This is a genomic window from Thermogutta hypogea, assembly GCF_055386265.1.
This window is the reverse complement of the sequence record NZ_AP042425.1, coordinates 1,229,700-1,248,998: the sequence shown is the minus strand read 5'-3', so window position 1 is coordinate 1,248,998 and position 19,299 is coordinate 1,229,700. Positions and strand designations below refer to the sequence as shown.

The 19,299-nt window shown below is 59.2% G+C and carries 17 protein-coding genes; 1 reads left to right on the top strand and 16 read right to left on the bottom strand.

Going from position 1 to position 19,299, the window contains the following annotated elements; translation table 11 throughout:
• Positions 1 to 568: 568 nt before the first annotated feature.
• From ACZ5B4_RS04395 to ACZ5B4_RS04360, 8 genes are all read right to left on the bottom strand, one after another.
• A complete protein-coding gene (locus ACZ5B4_RS04395; protein WP_464913219.1) occupies positions 569 to 2,350 on the bottom strand; it encodes a heparinase II/III domain-containing protein in 1,782 nt (593 codons plus the stop codon).
• 54 nt (positions 2,351 to 2,404) lie between these two features.
• A complete protein-coding gene (locus ACZ5B4_RS04390; RefSeq protein ID WP_464913218.1) occupies positions 2,405 to 3,376 on the bottom strand; it encodes a glycosyltransferase family 2 protein in 972 nt (323 codons plus the stop codon).
• Positions 3,377 to 3,379: 3 nt separating this feature from the next.
• Positions 3,380 to 4,147, bottom strand: coding sequence for a GNAT family N-acetyltransferase (locus tag ACZ5B4_RS04385; protein ID WP_464913217.1), 768 nt, complete (start codon positions 4,145 to 4,147; stop codon positions 3,380 to 3,382).
• Entirely contained in the window at positions 4,144 to 5,283 is a 1,140-nt protein-coding gene (rffA, locus tag ACZ5B4_RS04380; protein WP_464913216.1) for a dTDP-4-amino-4,6-dideoxygalactose transaminase, read from the bottom strand. Before rffA ends, ACZ5B4_RS04385 begins: the two co-directional genes overlap by 4 nt.
• Positions 5,284 to 5,307: 24 nt before the next feature.
• Positions 5,308 to 6,642, bottom strand: a complete 1,335-nt coding sequence (locus ACZ5B4_RS04375; RefSeq protein ID WP_464913215.1) for a glycosyltransferase family 4 protein — start codon at positions 6,640 to 6,642, stop codon at positions 5,308 to 5,310.
• A gap of 23 nt (positions 6,643 to 6,665) precedes the next feature.
• Positions 6,666 to 7,652 (bottom strand): GDP-mannose 4,6-dehydratase, encoded by a 987-nt coding sequence (locus ACZ5B4_RS04370; RefSeq protein WP_464913214.1) that lies wholly within the window; start codon positions 7,650 to 7,652, stop codon positions 6,666 to 6,668.
• Between the two features lie 41 nt (positions 7,653 to 7,693).
• Complete coding sequence (locus ACZ5B4_RS04365) at positions 7,694 to 8,845, bottom strand: glycosyltransferase (RefSeq protein ID WP_464913213.1); 1,152 nt, start codon at positions 8,843 to 8,845, stop codon at positions 7,694 to 7,696.
• A 118-nt stretch (positions 8,846 to 8,963) separates the two neighbouring features.
• On the bottom strand, positions 8,964 to 10,553 hold the full coding sequence (locus ACZ5B4_RS04360; protein WP_464913212.1) for a glycosyltransferase family 39 protein: 1,590 nt from the start codon (positions 10,551 to 10,553) through the stop codon (positions 8,964 to 8,966).
• A gap of 317 nt (positions 10,554 to 10,870) precedes the next feature.
• On the opposite strand from ACZ5B4_RS04360, the gene ACZ5B4_RS04355 reads away from it, so the two are divergent.
• Positions 10,871 to 11,476, top strand: coding sequence for an oligosaccharide flippase family protein (locus ACZ5B4_RS04355; RefSeq protein WP_464913211.1), 606 nt, complete (start codon positions 10,871 to 10,873; stop codon positions 11,474 to 11,476).
• Positions 11,477 to 11,669: 193 nt separating this feature from the next.
• On the opposite strand, the gene ACZ5B4_RS04350 is transcribed toward ACZ5B4_RS04355, so the two are convergent.
• From ACZ5B4_RS04350 to ACZ5B4_RS04315, 8 genes are all read right to left on the bottom strand, one after another.
• On the bottom strand, positions 11,670 to 12,485 hold the full coding sequence (locus tag ACZ5B4_RS04350; RefSeq protein WP_464913210.1) for a glycosyltransferase: 816 nt from the start codon (positions 12,483 to 12,485) through the stop codon (positions 11,670 to 11,672).
• A gap of 2 nt (positions 12,486 to 12,487) precedes the next feature.
• Complete coding sequence (locus ACZ5B4_RS04345) at positions 12,488 to 13,207, bottom strand: class I SAM-dependent methyltransferase (protein WP_464913209.1); 720 nt, start codon at positions 13,205 to 13,207, stop codon at positions 12,488 to 12,490.
• 69 nt (positions 13,208 to 13,276) lie between these two features.
• Positions 13,277 to 13,660, bottom strand: a complete 384-nt coding sequence (locus tag ACZ5B4_RS04340; RefSeq protein WP_464913208.1) for a DUF2304 family protein — start codon at positions 13,658 to 13,660, stop codon at positions 13,277 to 13,279.
• Complete coding sequence (locus ACZ5B4_RS04335; protein WP_464913207.1) at positions 13,657 to 14,382, bottom strand: glycosyltransferase family 2 protein; 726 nt, start codon at positions 14,380 to 14,382, stop codon at positions 13,657 to 13,659. Before ACZ5B4_RS04335 ends, ACZ5B4_RS04340 begins: the two co-directional genes overlap by 4 nt.
• Before the next feature lie 3 nt (positions 14,383 to 14,385).
• Positions 14,386 to 16,548: a bi-domain-containing oxidoreductase gene (locus tag ACZ5B4_RS04330; protein WP_464913206.1), complete on the bottom strand. Its 2,163-nt coding sequence runs from the start codon at positions 16,546 to 16,548 to the stop codon at positions 14,386 to 14,388.
• 47 nt (positions 16,549 to 16,595) lie between these two features.
• Entirely contained in the window at positions 16,596 to 17,093 is a 498-nt protein-coding gene (locus ACZ5B4_RS04325) for a hypothetical protein (protein ID WP_464913205.1), read from the bottom strand.
• Between the two features lie 203 nt (positions 17,094 to 17,296).
• Complete coding sequence (locus tag ACZ5B4_RS04320; protein ID WP_464913204.1) at positions 17,297 to 18,295, bottom strand: glycosyltransferase; 999 nt, start codon at positions 18,293 to 18,295, stop codon at positions 17,297 to 17,299.
• A gap of 6 nt (positions 18,296 to 18,301) precedes the next feature.
• Positions 18,302 to 19,294 carry a glycosyltransferase family 2 protein gene (locus tag ACZ5B4_RS04315; RefSeq protein ID WP_464913203.1) on the bottom strand — a complete coding sequence of 331 codons (993 nt, stop codon included), beginning with the start codon at positions 19,292 to 19,294 and terminating at the stop codon, positions 18,302 to 18,304.
• Positions 19,295 to 19,299: the final 5 nt, after the last annotated feature.

Here is a 19,299-nt window from a genome sequence, read left to right as displayed (position 1 = left end):
GCAGAGGAAACGGGTAACTTGCGGCCTCCAATGTGAGTAACGGAGTGGTTCGCCATCCGGACGAATCACGGGATGACCGGCAATTGTGGCAGATCTCGCCGCCCCCCGGCCAAGGGCAGAATGCCGACCGATCGGTCGGCTTCACAACACCAACCAAGCGCGGGTAGGACGCAAACGTCTTTTTCGCACCATCGCGGGTCCCGTTCCCCTTCACAAAAACACGGCGGAACAACACGAAAAAACCCAGGGCTTGCCGGCCCTGGGTTCTTATTTTGTCGCACGAAGGATCGACGAACCGCCAGACCGGCCTCAAAACGGAGGCAATAACAACAGTCCCAAAAGCAGGTTCGTCGTTTTCATGCGATTCTCAACCTCGTTTTGATAAATGTAACTCTCGGTCCGTTTTCGGTCAAGGTGTGCCCCGTATTAGGCAATCGGCGCGGCAACCCAGGATGATCAACCGACGCGCCGACTTCCATCTATGAACCACAGCGGGACCGGCCGTCCAAACGTGCCCATGCCGCGTCCCGGACGAAGCCAAGTTGGAACAACGCCACTAAGAAGCCGTCTAGACCAAGTCGATCTTGGTACTAGAGCCTCTCCAATGCACGCGAACGGATCTGCCGTGAACCTCTACGGCCGGAGCCTCATCGTAGAGGCGCGAAATAATCCAACCGGACACGAACGGCGGGGAGGCCTGACGTGCCTGCTCCAAGGCTATCACCTGAATAGGTCGGCCGAAAAGCGGATAATACGGCGACGGTTGACAGCGAATCTCGGCTCCCGAGAGGGCACGCACGGCCAGCGTTTCGCGTCCATTCGAGACGGCCAGATGGGATCCTCCCTGCATGGACACCTGCCAATCCGGCCCCAAACGTAACCGATTTACGAACTGATGGCCCCCCCGCCCCTCCGCCCAATCCAAGACGATCCACGGCCCCTCGGCGGTACATATGACCAGGCGTCCCACCCGCGGCACCCCTACGAACCGGTAGGCGTTGTGAGCGCACCAAGCCCAGTGAAACGGCCCGGATCGCCCGAATCGCAGCGGCTCCGGCCACCCGCGGCGACCCATCCGAAACCGCGACCAGACGTCGCACTGATTCCGACCGTCGATTTGCAAGACATTGTGGGCGGCAGTGCCTCGGCAAAACGCTCGCTCCGGCGAATCCTCGTAGTCGGCCACACCGGCGTCCACGAACAGGCGACTTCCGTTCCACGAGGCCTCGATGGTCAGCAAATCGGCATGCGCATGGGCGGGAAGGTAGTCAGGTCCCACGGGGCCGGCATCGAAAATGATGCAGTCCGCCTTTTGCCGAAAGATCCAATACTCGCCCAGCCGGCCCGACCTTTCTCGCTCATCGTTCGCCGACACTGCTTCCACGCCCAGGGCGTCCAGGACATCCCTCGGCGCGGGGTATTGATCAAACGTACTGTCACCAAACAGGGGAATCTGCCCGTCCGGATGGAGGATTTCGGAAAGAAAACGCGCCATCCGTGCGATCGGTTCGTCAAGCTGAGACGCCCACGAGCTCCGGCCGGCCGCCCGGATGTCCGCCAACGCCAGAAGCATATCGATATGGTAGGCCGGTGAACGCTCGAAGTGCTCGCCGTGCGGAAGGATTTGTTCCCGCAATTGGCCGGGGAGGATCACAGCGACTTGCCGCAACCAGCGGTCCGCCTCCAGCCCGCCAAAAAACGCGCCCGCCAGGGCCAGGCCGCGAAGGTTCTGCAAAAGGTGATTGCCCCGAAGATCCCATTCCAGGTTTTCAGCCACCCACCGCGCTTGAGCCGCCAATGACGCCGCCACGCGTTGCCGCAAGGGTTCCGGCGGCGGCCCATGCTGGAGAAGAAGCTTAACCCAAACCGCAATCCGACGAGAAACCACATAGGGGTGCCAGGCGTCCCCGCCCCCCCCAGGGACGCTCCCGCCGAACGTTCGAATCCAAGCGTCGATGAACTCCCAGCTTGTAGTAGGCTCGCTCTCCGAATCCTCACCTAAACGGTTCTCTACGAACTCATGGTAGTGCAAATGGAATCGCCACAACCGCGTAGGCGCCGACGCATCCAGCGATCGCCAATCCAACGGCCGTGAAACCGGTACGCCGCGGCCGAAGATTTCGAGGAAAGCCCCGTCTGAACCACGGACCAACCGGGCTGATGCGATGGGGGGCGAGACTATATCAAGCCGCTGCCCTCGCGGTTCCGGTGCGGGCAAGCGGGCGATCCGTTCCCACCTCGCCTTGGCGGAGCGTTTTCTCGCAAGCGCCGCCAATCGGGCAAATATCTGGCCGACCCGATAATAACGAAGCGTGTATAAGCGGCGGAGTAAGGCTTCGGCGACGTTCACGCTTCGAGCAGGGCTGGATTTTTCAACGGCCGCGGGCCGACGGCCTGAACCGGCCTAGGGCGACGCATCTTCAGGCCGCTCGGACGGCGGCTCATAGGCGACGATAATATTGCGCACCACATACTGCGGCTTGCGATTGATATTCAGGTGCACGCGGCCGAGGTACTCGCCGATAATCCCCAGGGCCAGCATTTGGAGTCCGCCCAAAACCAGAATAGCCACGATGATCGAGGCGTAGCCCGGTACCGTGATGGTGCCCGTCAAGTAACGAATCACGTAATAGGTACCCATCCCCACACCGAACGCCGCAACCGCGAAACCTAAGATTGACACCATTTGAAGCGGCAGGTACGAAAAATTGGTGAAGAGATTAAGAGCCAAATGAATCAGCTTGGCAAGCGAGTAGCCGCTTCGTCCCTCTGATCTCGGACGATGTTCCACCTCCACCGCTGCGATGCGATTCGTGCTCCAAGCCAACAGTCCATCCACATACGTATAGTTTAGATCGTACGGCAAGATGGACGCGACCACCTCTCTTCGCAAGATGCGAAAGGCGCTGGGCGTGATGCGTGTTCGGAACACCAGCCTATAGAAGGCGGTAACGATAGCTGATCCGACGTTACGCCACCGAGCGTGCCCCCGCCGCCGCGGGATCCCGTAAACGATGTCCGCTCCCGTTTCCTCTAAACCACGAATCAGTCGACCGATCTCCTCCGGAGGATGCTGGCCGTCATCGTCCATGGTAACAATATAGTTCCCTCGAGCGTGACGGAGGCCGCACATCACCGCATTGTGCTGCCCGAAATTACGCATCAACTGAATAATGGTAACGTGCTCGGGATAGTCACGCTGCAGGCGCACCAGTTCCTGCCATGGATCGTCCGGTCCGGCATCGTCCACAAGGACTATTTCAATACGTCTATCCCTGGCGTACAACTGCACAATCCGGTCTACGATCTCTCGAATGAAACGCTTGCCGCCGTATACCGGAATAACGATCGATAGATCGGGTGACGGATGCTGCATGGGTCACTCCAGCCACACGTGCGCAACCGTCGACTCGGCCGAAGGCGTATAACCGAAGCGCTGGTAAAAGTCTACGCCGCCTTGGTTCTCCGCCGGCGTCGCGACAACCAGGGAATGGATGCCCCTTTCGACGGCCCAACGCTCCGCCTGTCGCATCAGTGCCGTACCGTACCCTTGGCCTTGATATTCCGGCATCACGCTCAGCAATGTGATGCGAACCGCTGCCGACTCCATTCGCAAAGTCACGAAAGCTACCAGCCTATCGCCGCCGGAAAAGCCTCCGAATGTAGCATCGGCCAGTACCCCGTGCAGGCTCTTTTCCGCCCATTCCTCAAAGAGCGCATGCGCTTTTCGCCGATCTATCCTGTGATCGCGAAAGAAACGCGAGTGAGCGCCGGCGATGACGCCGAGGCGCCGAATCGCCGATACATCTCGGAAACTCTTGTCCAGATGCCGAATCGTGACGCTTGGCGGCGTTCGTTCCAGAGGGAGGCACAGACGTTTCGTTAGCTCCACGCGCCCGGTTTCAAGGACCCGGCTTGCGATTCCGGCCGATTCCCGGCCGACATCGCTGCCGCGAGGCGCGTCAATATAGAGAAGCCGGTATCCATCGCTTTTCGCCTTTTCCAGAACAGGACGCAATTGCCCGGCAGCGCCGTTCCAGATCGTCCGCCCGATTTGAAATCCGAAATGCGACGAGTCCCAGGGTAACGCGACAACGCAGTTTTCCGTTCCGCCGTCTTTCGGCACCTTGGTGTTTTCGCCATTCATGGTACGACGGACTGTAGATAGGCGGCAATCTCGTACACGACGCGGCCTTGCTCGTCCCTGCTTAGATCATGGTAAATGGGCAGCCTCAAAAGGCGTTCGGCGGCGTCTTGAGTAACCGTTAGCTCGCCTATCGAAGAAGCCCACTTTCGGCCTGCGGGAGAGCTGTGGAGCGGAACATAATGAAAGACCGCCAAAACACCTGCGCGTCGCAGATGCTTGATCAGGCCGTCACGAATGTTTCCGTCGTTTGTCAAGACGTAAAATAAATGATAGTTTGATCGGCAGTCCGCCGGAATCCGCGGCAGACGCAGAGAACCCGCGTCTTCCAACGGCCGCAGGTGCTCGGCGTAATACTCGTAGATTTCACGGCGACGAGCTGAGATGGCGTCTAGTTGCTCGAGCTGTCCGAAGAGGAATGCAGCCAGAATCTCAGCCATCACATAGGAAGAGCCGACATCGACCCAAGTGTATTTATCCACCTCGCCGCGGAAGAACTTTTGGCGATTCGTGCCTTTATCACGAAGGATTTCCGCCCGCTCGATGAAACGCTCGTCGTTGATGCACAGGGCCCCGCCCTCGCCGCAAATGTAGTTCTTCGTCTCATGGAAGCTATAGCAACCCAGGTGCCCGATCGAGCCGAGTGCACGACCTTTGTAGAACGCATTGACGCCCTGGGCGGCGTCCTCGACCACAATCAGATTGTGGCGTCGCGCAATGTCCATGATGGCGTCCATATCGCAACCAACACCCGCATAGTGAACCGGGACGATGACACGGGTGCGTGCGGTAACAGCCGCCTCGATCTTCGCCTCGTCCAGGTTGAGGGTATCCGGCCGGATGTCCACGAACACCGGCCTGGCCCCGACGCGCACGAAGGCGCTGGCCGTCGAAACGAACGTGTACGACGGCATGATGACCTCATCTCCCGGTCGGATATCGCAGAGCATGGCGGCCAGTTCCAGAGCGGCGGTCCCCGAGGGTACCAACAGGACCTTCCTGATGCCGAACCGCTCCTCGAGGACTCGACAGCAAGCCTTAGTGAAATAACCATCCGCCGCGATGTTGCCCATCGTCACGGCCTGAGCAATATAGTACAGCTCTTTACCGGCGATAAAGGGCTTATTGAACGGAATCATGCTCGTGGGCCGGCCCCGGAATGCTCAAAGACATATTCGTGGATCGGAGGCATCGGCATCCGTTCGCGTGGGCGGCTGAGGAATGGAATGGCTGCCTGCCGCGACACGAGCCTTGCCGCTCCGCGGTCTCTCCGCCACCGCCCCCAGCAGTTTTAGAAATTCCGCCGCCAACTGGTTCCGATCGTAATACGCGGCGACGTAGTCTCTCGCCGACGACGACAGTTGCCGGCGCAACGCGGCATCATCCGCCAGACGAATGACGGCGTCGGCCAAGGAATCCGCCGATCCCGGTTCGATCTCCACCGCCGCGCCTGCCTGTGCCGTAATTTCCCTCGCCACGCCGTTTACACCCATGATAATCGGCTTGGCCATCGCCATCATTTCAAATATCTTCGATGGTATGACCGTCTCGAAAAGCTTGGTTTTGCGGAGATGCACGAGGCACGCATCGGATGAGGCGAGAATGCGCGGCACATCCTCCTTCGTCTGACGACCCGTGAAAACAACTCGCTCCGCTAGGTCACGGCGATCTGCCTCGTTCTGAAGCGATTCGCGCTGTGCACCGTCACCGACTATCCAAACAACTATATCGTTACGGCCTCTTCGACGAAGCACCTCTGCCGCATCCAATACTACCTCCAATCCGTGGGCCATCCCGACGGTCCCAACGTAGGTGCAAACGAATTTACCCTTTCCATTCCACCGTTCACGGAGAGTTTCGTCCACGGGCAAAAGCGGGAACCTCTCAAGATCGACGCCGTTGGTGATAACCGAGATACGATCCGGAATATCGACCTTCTCGAGTATCTTGCGTTTGTATCCGTCCCCCACTGCCACGATGTGATCGGCCGCCTGGTACATGCGGCGTTCCAGCCACTCCAGGAATCGCAGCACCGGCCGCATGCGAATAGCTCCGACCGTCTCGATGGATTCCGGCCAGATGTCCCGGATCTCAAGGACAAACGGGATGCGGCGGAACCAATGGATCAATACCCCGGCCCAACCGCAAAAGAACTGGGGAGACGTAGCTACCACGACATCCGGCAGCGGCAAACGCAGGCCTGCCCATACCGCGGACACCATGAACGACAGGTAGTTCAGGATGCGGCGCACGGTGCCCGCGTTGGGTGCCAAATAAGTCCACACGCGGACCACGCGGATTCCGTCGAGCATCTCAACTTGTCGGCGGAAGCGGTTGCGGTAACCCGGATAGACGATGCCGGATGGGCAATTCGGCACGCACGTGACGACCGTCACATCGTGTCCGGCCTTGACCCAACGGACGGCATGTTCGTAGGTGCGGCCGGCCGGAGCATTGACCTCCGGCGGAAAGTAGTGAGTAAGGAATAGGATCCGCATCCCGACCGATGGCTAAAGCAGTGTCAGAGCGTCGGCGTCGTTTGCTTCAATGTGTGATCGTAATACTCCACGATATCGCGGATGATATCGTCCAGCGAGTATCGCGGCATGTAGCCAATGGCCTGCCGAATCTTGCTCAAATCCGGTACCCGGCGCTGCATGTCCTCAAAGTCCGGCCCGTAAGCCTCCTCAAAGGGCACCATGCGGATGGGGGACTGGCTTCCCGTTAGTTCAAGCACCCGTTCTGCGAGCCGCCGGATCGAGACTTCTTCCGAATTACCGATATTGAACACCTGCCCGCGAGCCTGCGGATAATCCATCAGTCGTACTAGGGCCAAGACCACGTCTTTTACATGACAAAAGCATCGCGTTTGCGTACCATCTCCGTAGACAGTCAGCGGTTCTCCGCGGAGGGCCTGCTGCACGAAGCGCGGCAGCACCATCCCATACTGGCCGGTCTGGCGCGGACCCACCGTGTTGAACAACCGCACCACCGTTACCGGCATCCGCGAATGATGCCAGTATGCCATCGCCAAGAATTCGTCCAACGCCTTCGACACGGCATAACCCCAGCGCCGTTTCGTGGACGGCCCAATGACCAGATCGTCGTCCTCGCTGAAGGGTACCTTGGTCGATTTTCCGTACACTTCGGACGTAGACGTAATGAGCACGGGCCGCCGATAGCGCCCGCACGCATTCATCACAATGGACGTGCCATGCACGATCGTTTCAATGGTCCGTACCGGCTGCTCCACAATTAGCCGCACTCCGACGGCCGACGCCAGATGAAACACCCGATCCGACGCCGCCACGCATTCTCGGACGACGGCCTCGTCGCTGATGTCGGCCGATACGAGGGAAAACAGCGCATGCCCCTCCAGATGCGCGATGTTCTCGTGGCGTCCGGTCGAGAAATCATCCAATGCCAAAACACTGTGGCCGCTGGCCACCAGCGCGTCGCAAAGGTGCGACCCGATAAAGCCCGCTCCGCCCGTTACTAGAATGCGCAATTCAATCTCCCTTGTGACGAAGGTTCACGCCCGCGCGCCATTCACGTGGGACGGGGACCGGCCGTCTCGGACGCGATCCGCCGCAGCAATTCCACCAAGTTAGCCGCCACGGCGTCGTGCCGCATGCGGTCGAACACAGGCTGCCAGACCTGATGGATTTCCGCCCGGGCGGGCCGCCGCACCGCATATTCTCTTATGGCAGGAGCCAGCGCCTGGGCATCGCCCGCCGGTACCACTTGACCCACCCGCGGGTCGTTGATCACGTCGGGATAGCACCCCACCAACTCAGTTACCACCACCGGCAAACCCGAGGCCAACGCCTCCATCACCACCACCCCCCAAGGTTCGGTCAGCGATGGCAAGCAGAACACATCGGCCGCTGCGTACCACTCAGGCAGCTCGGCCGGTTGCCGAAATCCCACGAACTCGGCCCGATGCGGCCCCAGCCTGTCGGCCGCAAGCCGCTCCAATCGTGACCGTTCCGGACCGTCACCGGCAATCACTAGGCGGACCGGGGTATCGAGCCGGGCGACCGCCTCGATCAGCACGTCCACCCCCTTTTTCCAGATGAGACGGCCCACGAACAGCACCACGGCCTCGTCGCCCCAGCCCAAGTGCCGCCGCAACTCGTTTCGCCGCGGCTCCAACTCGAACGCCTGTCGGCGGAGCGCAGCCATGTCGGGCGAGTTGGGCACCAGACACACCCGATCCGCCCGCCCCCCATAGGCCAACAGATAGTCTCGCGCGAGTTGCCCCGTGGGCAACAGGCCCGCCGCCCCCCGCACCACCCATCGCACCAACGGCCGTTTCACGACCCGCCGCCACCCCGGACGCCGCAGCCCCAAAAAACTCTCGCACATGACCAGGTATGGTACCCTTTGGCGGCGGCATTCCATCATCGCTCGAAGCATCGTCCAATGGTTATACCCGCCGACCAACACGGCGTCGAACCGCTTGGCTCGCAGTCGCTCCACCACCTGAGGGTTCCAATAGCAGCCGTCCAGGCCGGGCAGCCGCCGCTGCGGTAAAACCTCGGCCGGAAAGGCGTACGGCCAGTCGACCCGCCACGGCCGGTCACTCGTAGCGGCCGTGCAGTAGTAGACTTCCAGCTCGATCCCCGGAACCGCCGCTACCGCATTCCAAAACGGATCACGATACGGCGTCGGCTGCGGCGTGATGACGGCAAGGTGCATCGGCCAACTCCTCGCATCCGGCAGAAAAGCCTGACGCCCATTTCGCGCCCAACCGGAATCCAAGTACACAAGGGGCCCGAGGCACGCCGCAAGCGCAGACAGACTTCAAAGGCATGTTTCACTTCTCCCTGCTTGGCGATTCGGCCCCATCGACCCCTCCCTTCGCGGACTTAAGCCAATATATGTATCCGACCACCCGGTCACTCGGCTTCCCGGTGATGGTGAGGTATCGGGGCCATTTAGGCCCGATAACCGGCTCAACCGTCCACCAATCTTTCGTTCGTTCTAAGGCGTCCACCACTCCGATGTGTGCATAACGATAAAACGTCTCATTCGGTACAATGAGCCCGTCGATTTCAGATAGGTCCACAGTCTCGATTTTCGCTAGCTCCTCGTCGCGAATCAATTGGAAGCTGTCGAGCAATGGCCAGAACTCTATCGGAAGGAAGCACCGCTTGATCGACTCAGGATAACCAAGTCGCATCCCCTTCGTTCCGGGCACAGTAGCAATCGCTTTTACCATGTCTGTCACGCAGTTGGGGCGGGAATTGTACGCTACACTCCAAACACTAATCCCCGTAAAAACGGCCGCCCCAACTACGATTGTAAATGGCGCGAATCTATATGCGCGATTCAAGTCAACCAAGAACGCCGCCACTAGAACGCACAGCAACGCCATCACTGGAAGCAGGTATCGCGAGTTGACCGCAGGCGGCCTCCATGCAGTGAAAGAAGTGGACCCCCACCCGAAATAAAGCACAAAGATCGTGCAGCCAAGGAGCGGCCAAATCGCTCGCCGGTCTCGTCGGCTGAGGCGATCGACAGCTGCTATCGCTCCCAATAATGGTAGGAGCGAGAAGGGCCCGGACGGGAGCAGAGCGGGAAAATAGCCGCGGAATGCGAACAGGTTGGCAAGAAGATGGGGTTTGCCTGCCGAGAGCTGAGCTGATGATGCCAGAACTCCAACCACATCCTGTCTAAATCGAAACAGCCAGTCGCCGGTCCATAGTCGAAATGCGAACATTTCGGCGGCGGCATATACCATCACGCCGATAAGATAAGGGATAGCCGCCTTGGTTAAAAACTGCATTGGCGCCTTTTCAAGCGAAAGCCAGATCAGGCCGATGATCGGCACGAAGACATACGGCTGCCGGATTCCCACGGCCAAGCCAGTCAGTAGCCCCGATAAAAGCATCGTGCCCGCGTATGCTTGAGCAAATTCAGCGCGTTCGCGGGCCCTCCCCATGAGCGCAAGCGCCGCTAGTGCGGCACACAAGGCTAAGTCATCGGTCAGGGCGTGTGTTGCGAGCCGGATCTGAAGGGGGAGCAATGTAAATAGCAGGGCAGCGACAGCCGCGGTGGATCGATCATATAGCCGCGCCGTTAGAATCCACAAGACGCAAGTACCAAGTACGTAGGTAACAATTCCCGAGGCCTGAAGTGCGACCGTCGTATATCCAAAGACCTTCCCCCAGGCAGCGAGCATCGCCAGGTAGGGAATGCGCACAGCGACCGCCCCGTCAAAGTATTCGGGGCGATTTCCGTGGGCCAGTGCCACGGCATGGTTGATGTATCGCGCCTCATCGCCGTCCGCTGATGGGCTCCAGTGTAGAATGCGAAGCCCTACTCCCGCGGCAAGGATGACCAAGAGCGCCGCAGCGCTCTTTAAGCGGGGATCGCTCGACCATTGGTGGCGGCTGTTAATCATGTGAGTTTTCGGCCTCTAATCAAAAGCCTCAGAACACCCGGGTCCAATGCCGTAGACCCACGGGGCATCAGCGATGCAATTCTACGTTGTTAGATCTGCCCTACACGTTTCGACCTACCGGGCCCTGCGTCAAAGGAAGACTCGCCGGCCACGTTGCCGCGCCCATCATGTCCGGAGCCGGAAGCTGCCTTCCGCAGGTCGAGCGTCATTGCATGGGGCTGGCGTCTTTGCTGATCATAGGCCATACTCTGAAGAAGCCAGCTCCTGCCCCTGTCGGCTTTGAACTTCCCTCGTTCGCTCTATATCCCCGGGCGGCCATGCGACACCGTTTTGCCCCGATTCGTCTTCTGCAATCCTACCTCACGCCGGCGGGCAAGCAGGCGGCGGGCAATTTGGCCTGGATGTTGGCCGGCCGAGTCATCAGCCAGGTCTGTCTGGTCGGGGTGATTCTCCTTCTCACCCGGGCATTGGGACCGGAACGATTCGGCATTTTCGCCACGGCACTCGCCCTTCAAGGCTACATTGTGCTGTTGGCGACGGCTGGGATGCCGGCCGTCGTGGTTCGGGAAGCCGTGCGGAGGCCGGGCGAAGTGGCCCCGATCGCATCCACTTTCTTGGCGGTGGCGTGGGTGGTCGGCCTTTTTGTTGCCCTGATGCTTTCCGTGACGGTCCTCTTTAAGACGATTTCGCTCGAGGAAAAGGTGGTTTTTGGCGGCTCTCCCAGCGCACCCCCGTCGGCTGGTCAAGGGGGCGTGCGGTGGGCGACGGCAAGGCTCACCTCGCCGATGGTGTCCGCCTCCGGGCGCTGCACATCGCAAGAAGGGAATCTTTTCAGGAGAGTCACAAGGACCTTTGTGGCCTGGTGCATCCGAGCCGCCAGAGGCGGCCATACCCGTCCTAGCCGGTTCAGCCATCGCACATAGAGCGTATTAAACGATGACCCGACGTACGGTCCAACCTGGATGAAAACGCCTAATCACCTTAGAACGGAACAGAGTGCCGGCGGATGAGGTGCCTACAACACGCTTTACCATGCAACGCCCACACCGAGCACCTTGCGCCCAGTCACACGACATAATACCTTCTATAAGCACTTATGGATTATGATGGGTATCTTTAGCCCTTGCGACGGTACGTAATAACACAAAACAGCCAATAGACCAGTTTTGGCGGTAAGTGTAGCAGAACCCGCTCACAAGCCAAGCGAAGCTTATCACCGAAGTCAAAATCGTTGCGGAAATATTCTTGTTTAATCTGAATGGTGATTTTCAGTGTCTGGCGCAACATCACCCATTTCAACGCACTTTTATGTACTCGATAGCGCAAAAGAGGGCACGGAAGATTACATAAGTCGTGCCCGGCCTTCATGACTCGTATCCACAAATCATAGTCCTGGGCAAAAGGTGTTTCGTCTCGATACGCGCCACAAGACTGTACAACATCGGCTCGAAACATAACACTTGGCTGGGCAATGGGATTATATCGCCGCAACGACCTACGGACTACAACGGGAGAGGTTGGGTAGCTACGAAAGCCAATGGTATTTCCCTGTGCGTTGATAATACGAAGTGACGTGCCGAGCACGGCAATAGACGGATTGCGCTCGAGAAATTGACATTGCTCTTCCAAACGGTCCGGTTCGGCTATGTCGTCGGCATCGAGGACAGCAACCAGATCGGCACGACTGAGTTGGAGGGCCTGATTCCTCTGCGACACAAGGCCGGTACGCGTGGGGTTCTGCACGTACCGGATACGAGGGTCGCCCAGCAAATCTGCAATCATGGCCCGGCCGTCGATTTCAGACGGATCCTCGACGATGATCAGTTCGAAGTCGTCGAAGGTCTGGTCGAGGATACTCCGCACCGCCAGAGGGAAGTACACCTCGTGCGGCCGCCACACGCAGATGTTGACAGAAACCAATGGATTCCCCATGATCAGTCATTCTTAGAAGCGACAATAACGAATGCCTTAGACACAACCCACAACATCGGCGCCAACCGAAGCAACCATGCTCCCACTCGGTAGTACCAGACCGCTCCCTTCATCGTGTTAGCCAGGTTGCTTGGAACGACGAATCGATGATCCGCGAATCCGCTACCGCGCAAAAGCCGCCGGATACCCCAGTATGTTGGGGCGTAGCAAGCGTCTGAGTAATCATGACCGCGCCCCGTCAGCCGCAAATATGCATTAGCCACTGAGATTGGAAGATAGGACAAAAACGGCAATCCATAATGGACTTCGATTGGCCATAGCTTGTTCGGGACGATGATAAATAATATCCCTCCAGGCCGTAAAACGCCACGGAGCCGCTGGAGGGCGGAAAGTTGGTCTTGGATGTGCTCCAACACGTTGTCCAGCACTACCACATCAAACCGGGGTGATGCCTCAAAGTCCTCTACGCCTATATTGCGAAAAACAAGATTAGGAAGATCGCTTGCTTGTGCAGCTTTGCACGCATCTTCAAACAATCCCCGACAGGGCTCGATACCTTCCACATATCGGCATACTCGTGCTAACTCAATACTCGTATGACCATATCCCGATCCGCAGTCGAGTACCTCCCATTCGGCAATTGCTTTGTCGACGAAAGGTGTGCAGGTCTCGATGATCTGAGCGGCCAGTTTTTGGGCTAGAGCAGTGCGAGTGCGTTCCATACGGCGCGTTGCTAACTCGTACAACGGGCGGTCATTCCGTGGGATGTGTGACATGTGTATATACCGCAGTCAATTAATACCCTTTGGACTAGATGAAACTTGCTTTTGCTGAAATTGTTTGGGACTCGCTTTGGCATCTTTAAGGGCCAAATCGCGCACCAGATGTGTCACCACATTCTCCAATCTTCGGTAGCGATTATAAAAGTATCGGCAGGCGACCAGGCCGGCAAGGATGGCCAGGTAGAACACCAGGTCGGCCCCACGGCCGATGCCCAGCGCCCGAGCGGCCAGGCCCGGCAGGTCCGGAACCGCGATGGCCAAGGCTGCCCCACCCCAGAGCATCGTCCAAAAGAGGGCCGCCCGGCGGGATGTCATGCGCCGCCAACCGCGAAAGGCGTTCCACGCGGCCAACAACGCACAGAGCGGAGCGAAAATGAGTTGAAAAACGTTCATCGGAAGGCCTTTTCGACAATCAACTTAAGACCCATGCGAACCGCCGCGGAGGTCTTCTGCCCCTTCGCCAAGGACGCTTGGGTGTAACGAATCGTGACCGGGACCTCAATAAACGGCAAGCCCGACGCCACGATCTGGTCGATGACCTGGCTGGCGTGTTCCATGCGATTGAGCGTAATTTGAATGCGTTCGGCACCGCGGCGGGTCATCAGTCGGATGCCGTTGTGCGTATCGCTGACAACGGCGCCGGACAGCAGCCGCGTAAAGAGCACGGCCGCCCGCAACATCAACCGGCGGTGCCAGGGGATGCCTTCCGCCCGGCCCAAAAAACGCGAACCCAAGGCATAATCGGCCCCGCTGGAATGCAACCTTTCCAACATGGTGACCAGATCGCGGGAATCGTGCTGGCCGTCGGCATCGAACGTGGCCACAAAGCCCGCGCCCTGCCGCAGAGCGAAGGTTATCCCCGTTTGCAAAGCGGCCCCCTGACCCAGATTCACCACGTGCCGGAGGACCCACACAGGGTGTTGCGACGCGACCTGGTAAGTGTCGTCTTTCGAGCCGTCATCGACGACCACCACATTCTGCGCCACCCGCAGGAGGTCCTCCAGGACCTGCCCGATGCGGCCGGCCTCATTGTACGCTGGGATGACGACCCAGCAATCCGGCGGCAAACGCTCGATGGTGGGACTATCCTGCCTTTCCTGGGGTGATTCGGCCATACGCTACGTCCCCGTTTGTTCGTCGCCGCTTTCCGGCGGAGAGCAAGTTTCCCATCCTGCCGCCCACAAGGCGACACGCGTGACTTCGAGCAGCGATGCCGGAGGAATGGGCATCGGGCCGCCGGTGCGGACCGCCTCGACGAAGCGGCGGAGTTCCTCGCCATGCCCCTTGTCGCCGGCGGATCGGAGCCGTTCGCGTCGCCCGGTAGGTGCGATCGTTTCCAGCACGCGGAAGTCGTCCAAGACGGCCGAGGCTCCGCCGCCGTGGACCTCCAGGCGTTCCTTGCCGAGGCCGGCCGCCCCCTGCGTGCAATAGATTAGGTGGGCAACGGAACCGTCCGCATACCGCACCAGGAATTGGCCGTCATCCTGGGAGCGAACCCCCTTGGGCGAAAGCCGTTCGACCGCCGCGGCCGGTGCATCCGTCAAGAAATGAAAGAGATCCAAGAAGTGGCAGGCCTCCCCGATGATGCGGCCCCCCTCGGCCGGATCGGCGAGCCAATGCTCGGGCGGGATCGTCCCGGCGTTCACCCGGTACGTCATGGAGAGCGGACGACGGGCGGCGAAGAACTCCCTGAGCCTCCGGGCGGATGGGGAGAATCGCCGATTGAACCCGACCATGAGACCCCGGTTGGGTTGCCGCAGGGCTTCGTGAACCTGCTGCAATTGGTCGGCGGAAACGGCCAGCGGTTTCTCGCAAAACACGGCCTTGCCCGCCGCCAGAGCGCGACATACCAAATCGGCGTGCCGAGAGTGCCGCGTCACGATGAAGACGGCGTCGGTCTGCGAGTCGGCGAGGATGTCGTCCAAGTTGGTTGCGCACCAGGCAAAGCCGTATTTCGTGCCCACGTCCCGCGCGGAAATCCCCGAGGCCGTCACGATCCCCCGAAAACGCACTTGGGGTAATCGCTTGAGCTGGGGTAAAAGTACGGCCCGCGCAAACTCGCCGGCCCCGATGAACGACACCCCGACCGTGCCCGAGGTCGGCCCACGGGCTATCACCGCAGGCAGTTCGATGCGTGACGGGGGCACCGGCTGACGATGCGGATATTCCAAGAGAACGCCCAAGTACGGCTCCTTGCCGCGGAGGATCAACTCCATGGCCTGCTCGGCCCGGTCGATGGGAAAGCGGTGCGTGGTCAGCCGCTCGGGCTGGATGCGTCCCTCGCCGGCGAGCTGGAGGAAGGCCTCGAGGTTTCGCGTCTCGGTCCAGCGAACATAGCCGATGGGATAGTCGTGCCCGTGCTCCTCGAAATCCGGGTCGTAGCGGCCCGGACCGTAAGACCGCGAGACGATGAACGTCAACTCCTTCTCGTAATAGGGTTTTCGCGGGATATGCATGCCCGTCACCCCGACCATGACCACACGGGCACGGTCGCGAGCGATCTCGGCCGCCAATTCCACCGGAACGTTGCTGGTCGTTGCGGCCGTGATGAGGACGGCATCGACACCCCGGCCATGCGTGAACGACCGGCAGGCCGCAATAACGGCGTCGCTATCGCCGCCCGCAAGGGCCAGGTCGGCACCGTTCTGTCGAGCAAGTTCCACACGGGCTTGGTTGGGGTCGCACCCCACGACGCGACATCCGGCCGCCTTCAGCAGTTGGACGCTGAGCAGCCCCAAAAGCCCAAGGCCGATGACGGCCGCCGTTTCGCCCACGCGGCAATCCGCGTTGCGGACACCCTGTAGGGCGATGGCCCCCACGGTCGCGTAAGCGCCGGCCTCGGCGGAAACTCCCGGCGGAACGACCGCCGCCAGTAACGCGGGCACGTAGTTGATCTCGGCATGGTTGGCGTGTCCTGCCCCAGCGCAGGCCACAAGCATGCCCGTCAAAAACCCCTGGGCCTTTTCTCCGACTTGGAGCACTTCGCCGGCGCAGCTATAACCGAGCGGGATGAGACGGTCGAGCTTCTGCGATACGGCCCGCCACGTTGCCGAAAAGCCTTCGCGTTGGAATTTTTGCCAGACCTTCTTGACCAGATCGGGACGCTCGCGGGCCTTGCCGACGAGGCTTTTGCGGGCCAACTGGGCGAGCATGCGCTCCGTCCCGGCGGATATCAGGGAACGGTGCGTCCGCACGAGGATTCCCTCCGCGCGCAACACCGGCGGCGGGACGTCGATCAGCTCCAGTTTGCCGTCCCGGAGCGATTGGATGAGTTGTTTCATAGTTCAGATAAGAAGGGATTGGGCACGCCGACGATCCCGCCGCAACATCAATTCCCACCGGTCGCCGAACCAGTCGTGTCGTCGGCGTTGCTCTTACGGCGAGAGGCGGCCTCGGCGCGGATTTTGTCGAGCTCGGCCTTTTGCTCCGGAGTGAGCACCCCTTCGATCTCCGCATCCCGCTGGGCGATGAGCTTTTCAAGTTGACGCTGAAGTTCGGCGATTTGCGGGTGGTACTTTCGCTGGATGTCGTATATTTTTTGCCGCTGTTTTTCGTCAACGACTTTGGCGTAATACATGGGCAGGCGAGGATGGAAGGCGGGCTGCGCCTCCTCCGCGGACGGGGCAGACTGTGCCGCTGTGGATTGGGCGGGCTGCGCGGCTGCAGACTGAGCAGGCTGAGCCGCTTGAGCAGCCTGACCGAGGAGGGAACCGCCCGCCGCCGGTTGATTTTCCGCCGCCGATCGCAAGGCGAAGCCCATGATTCCCGCGGCCATCAGCACGCCAAATGCCACATTCACCCACTTCTGTTGGACAAAGCGTTTCATGAGAGTCTCCCTTCGGATGGGTAAGACGCTGTGTTACGCGAAAACCTACGTAGAAATGTGATTTCACCACAGCCAAATGTCAAGTAGTCAACCTGCCCCCCCAGATCGCGTCTTACCGGCAACGCGAGGGTGATAGCGAGGCTCTCACCACCAAAGCGCGAGGGGAAAATGCCCGCACCAACTTCCCAGCGACGCTCCTTCGGTCACCCTCGCCACGACCGAATCGCTGCGACGCAATCAGCAATGAAGCTTCTCAAGGGCTTTGCATTACGGTAATAACTCCCTGTTGCAGCCATACCGACCAAAATGGGAATACCGGCGAGGCCACGCTTCTGCGCATCAATCGCGCGCTCGTAATGCCTCACGAGGGACGAAATCCTTCTGGCGACCTCTGGCGGTATCGAATAACCGTGGTCTTGAAGGTGGGCTATCGCAAGCTTCAGTTGGGTCAACCGGTTTTCACAACGACTGCACGTATGTCCCATAGCTATGCTGAAGTTTGACTTTCTTTCCATAGTGGAAGTATTTGTAGAATGGCGACGGTGCCAAGTCAAGGGTTTGTACACAAAGGCCACCCTGTTAAGCAAGGCGGCTGTTACGAATAGAAACGCGTCAATGGTACGAAATTGGCTCGCAAACTCATTCGTCGTGTTAGAGTGGAGGCAGATATCTCGCAATTCCCGATGCACAACCAGACCATGTGCGTTGTTAATCCCACGATACGCCAAAAACACACGGATCGGATCGACGCGCCAAGAATTAAGGCGATTCTCTGTCAATCGCGCTACATCACGCCACGTGTTGACACCACGCCGGCGTCCCTCGGCATCGATTTGTTCGCTATTGGATGCAATGGCCAGGGGGCAATCCGCGACTTCATAGTGTGATAGGATACAGGCTACTTTTTCTGGTACCCACACGTCATCCTGATCTGAGAAAAAGATGACATCACCTGTGGCATGTAGAAGAGCGTTGGCGAAATTGTGGTAAACTCCGTGTAGACCGGTGTCGTTGTTTAGAATGTTTACGGGGAAAGGGCTCCGTTCGCAGAACGTCCGAAGAATCGCGAGCGTCTCGTCGCTAGAACCATCGTCAGAAACAACGAGTTCATCCGGTAGACGGGTCTGGGTTGTGAAGCTATGAAGCTGCTCCGCAAGAAAGCGTGCTCCGTTGAAAGTAGCCATTGCTATGCTGACGCGCATGCCCTATTACTCCGCTTGTGGTTCAACAAACATTTCCCCCGACAAATGCACGGGCCTGATTAGGTCAAGCGCTACCAGGAGCCGGATTTCCAAGCGGCTGACGCCGTATTGACGCCAATATAGCTTTTCGAGGGGCTGCAACCCCTGCTGCGCTGCTAGAAACTCCGCCAATTGTTTTCGACGCTTGGTGTCGCGGTTACGTGGCACGAAACGTTCTTCAGATCTTATCATCCACTTAGCGAGCCACGCGTCAAAGTCGCTACAGTCATAATGCAACACTGCCGCGTCGGGAAGGAAATAGTCACGATAAAAGTGGCCGGGAGGCGCAGCCGGTACGTGGACCCCCATCCCCGCGATCGGTGCGGTAGTTCTTACGGCCGACTTGCCGCCGATATGGCCTCTCAGATAGGGACCGCGAGCCGCTGAACAGAGAATTTTCGCCAGTACCAGTCGGCTATAATAACACGAAAGGTGAGCGACAACATGCGTCCAGTGGCGAAGGCTGCGTGGCCGTGTCTTGCGTGTCGGTCGCATCGGCCCGACACGAAAATAACGAATGTGCGCGAACGGATGATCGCTATGGAGTTGTTCAGGGACCGCTTCATAAACCCGGAAACGAACAACCTCGATATCTTGTGGAACGGAGGCGAGCGCTGTGCGAAGCTGCCCTGGATGATAAATCAACTCATCGCTGTCGATATGGAGGATCCATTCGAACCCCTTCTCCCGTGCCCAAGCCAGGGCTTTGTTGGCGTTGTACCACTGACGCTGGTGCAAGGTTAACTTTTCCCGCTTTGCAGCTCCCCCTGGCCAGTAATCTGCATCGCAACGAACGGCGGTGACGCGAGGGTCCTGTTCTACCGCCGCAAGCGCTGGGCTTTCCGGATTGTCGAAAAACAGGAACATGTGATTGATCCCGATATTGAGGTGGTATGATACCCAGGGGATCAGGATTGTGGTGGGACAATCCAAGGTTGTGGCAGTACAGATGGTAGTCATTTTCA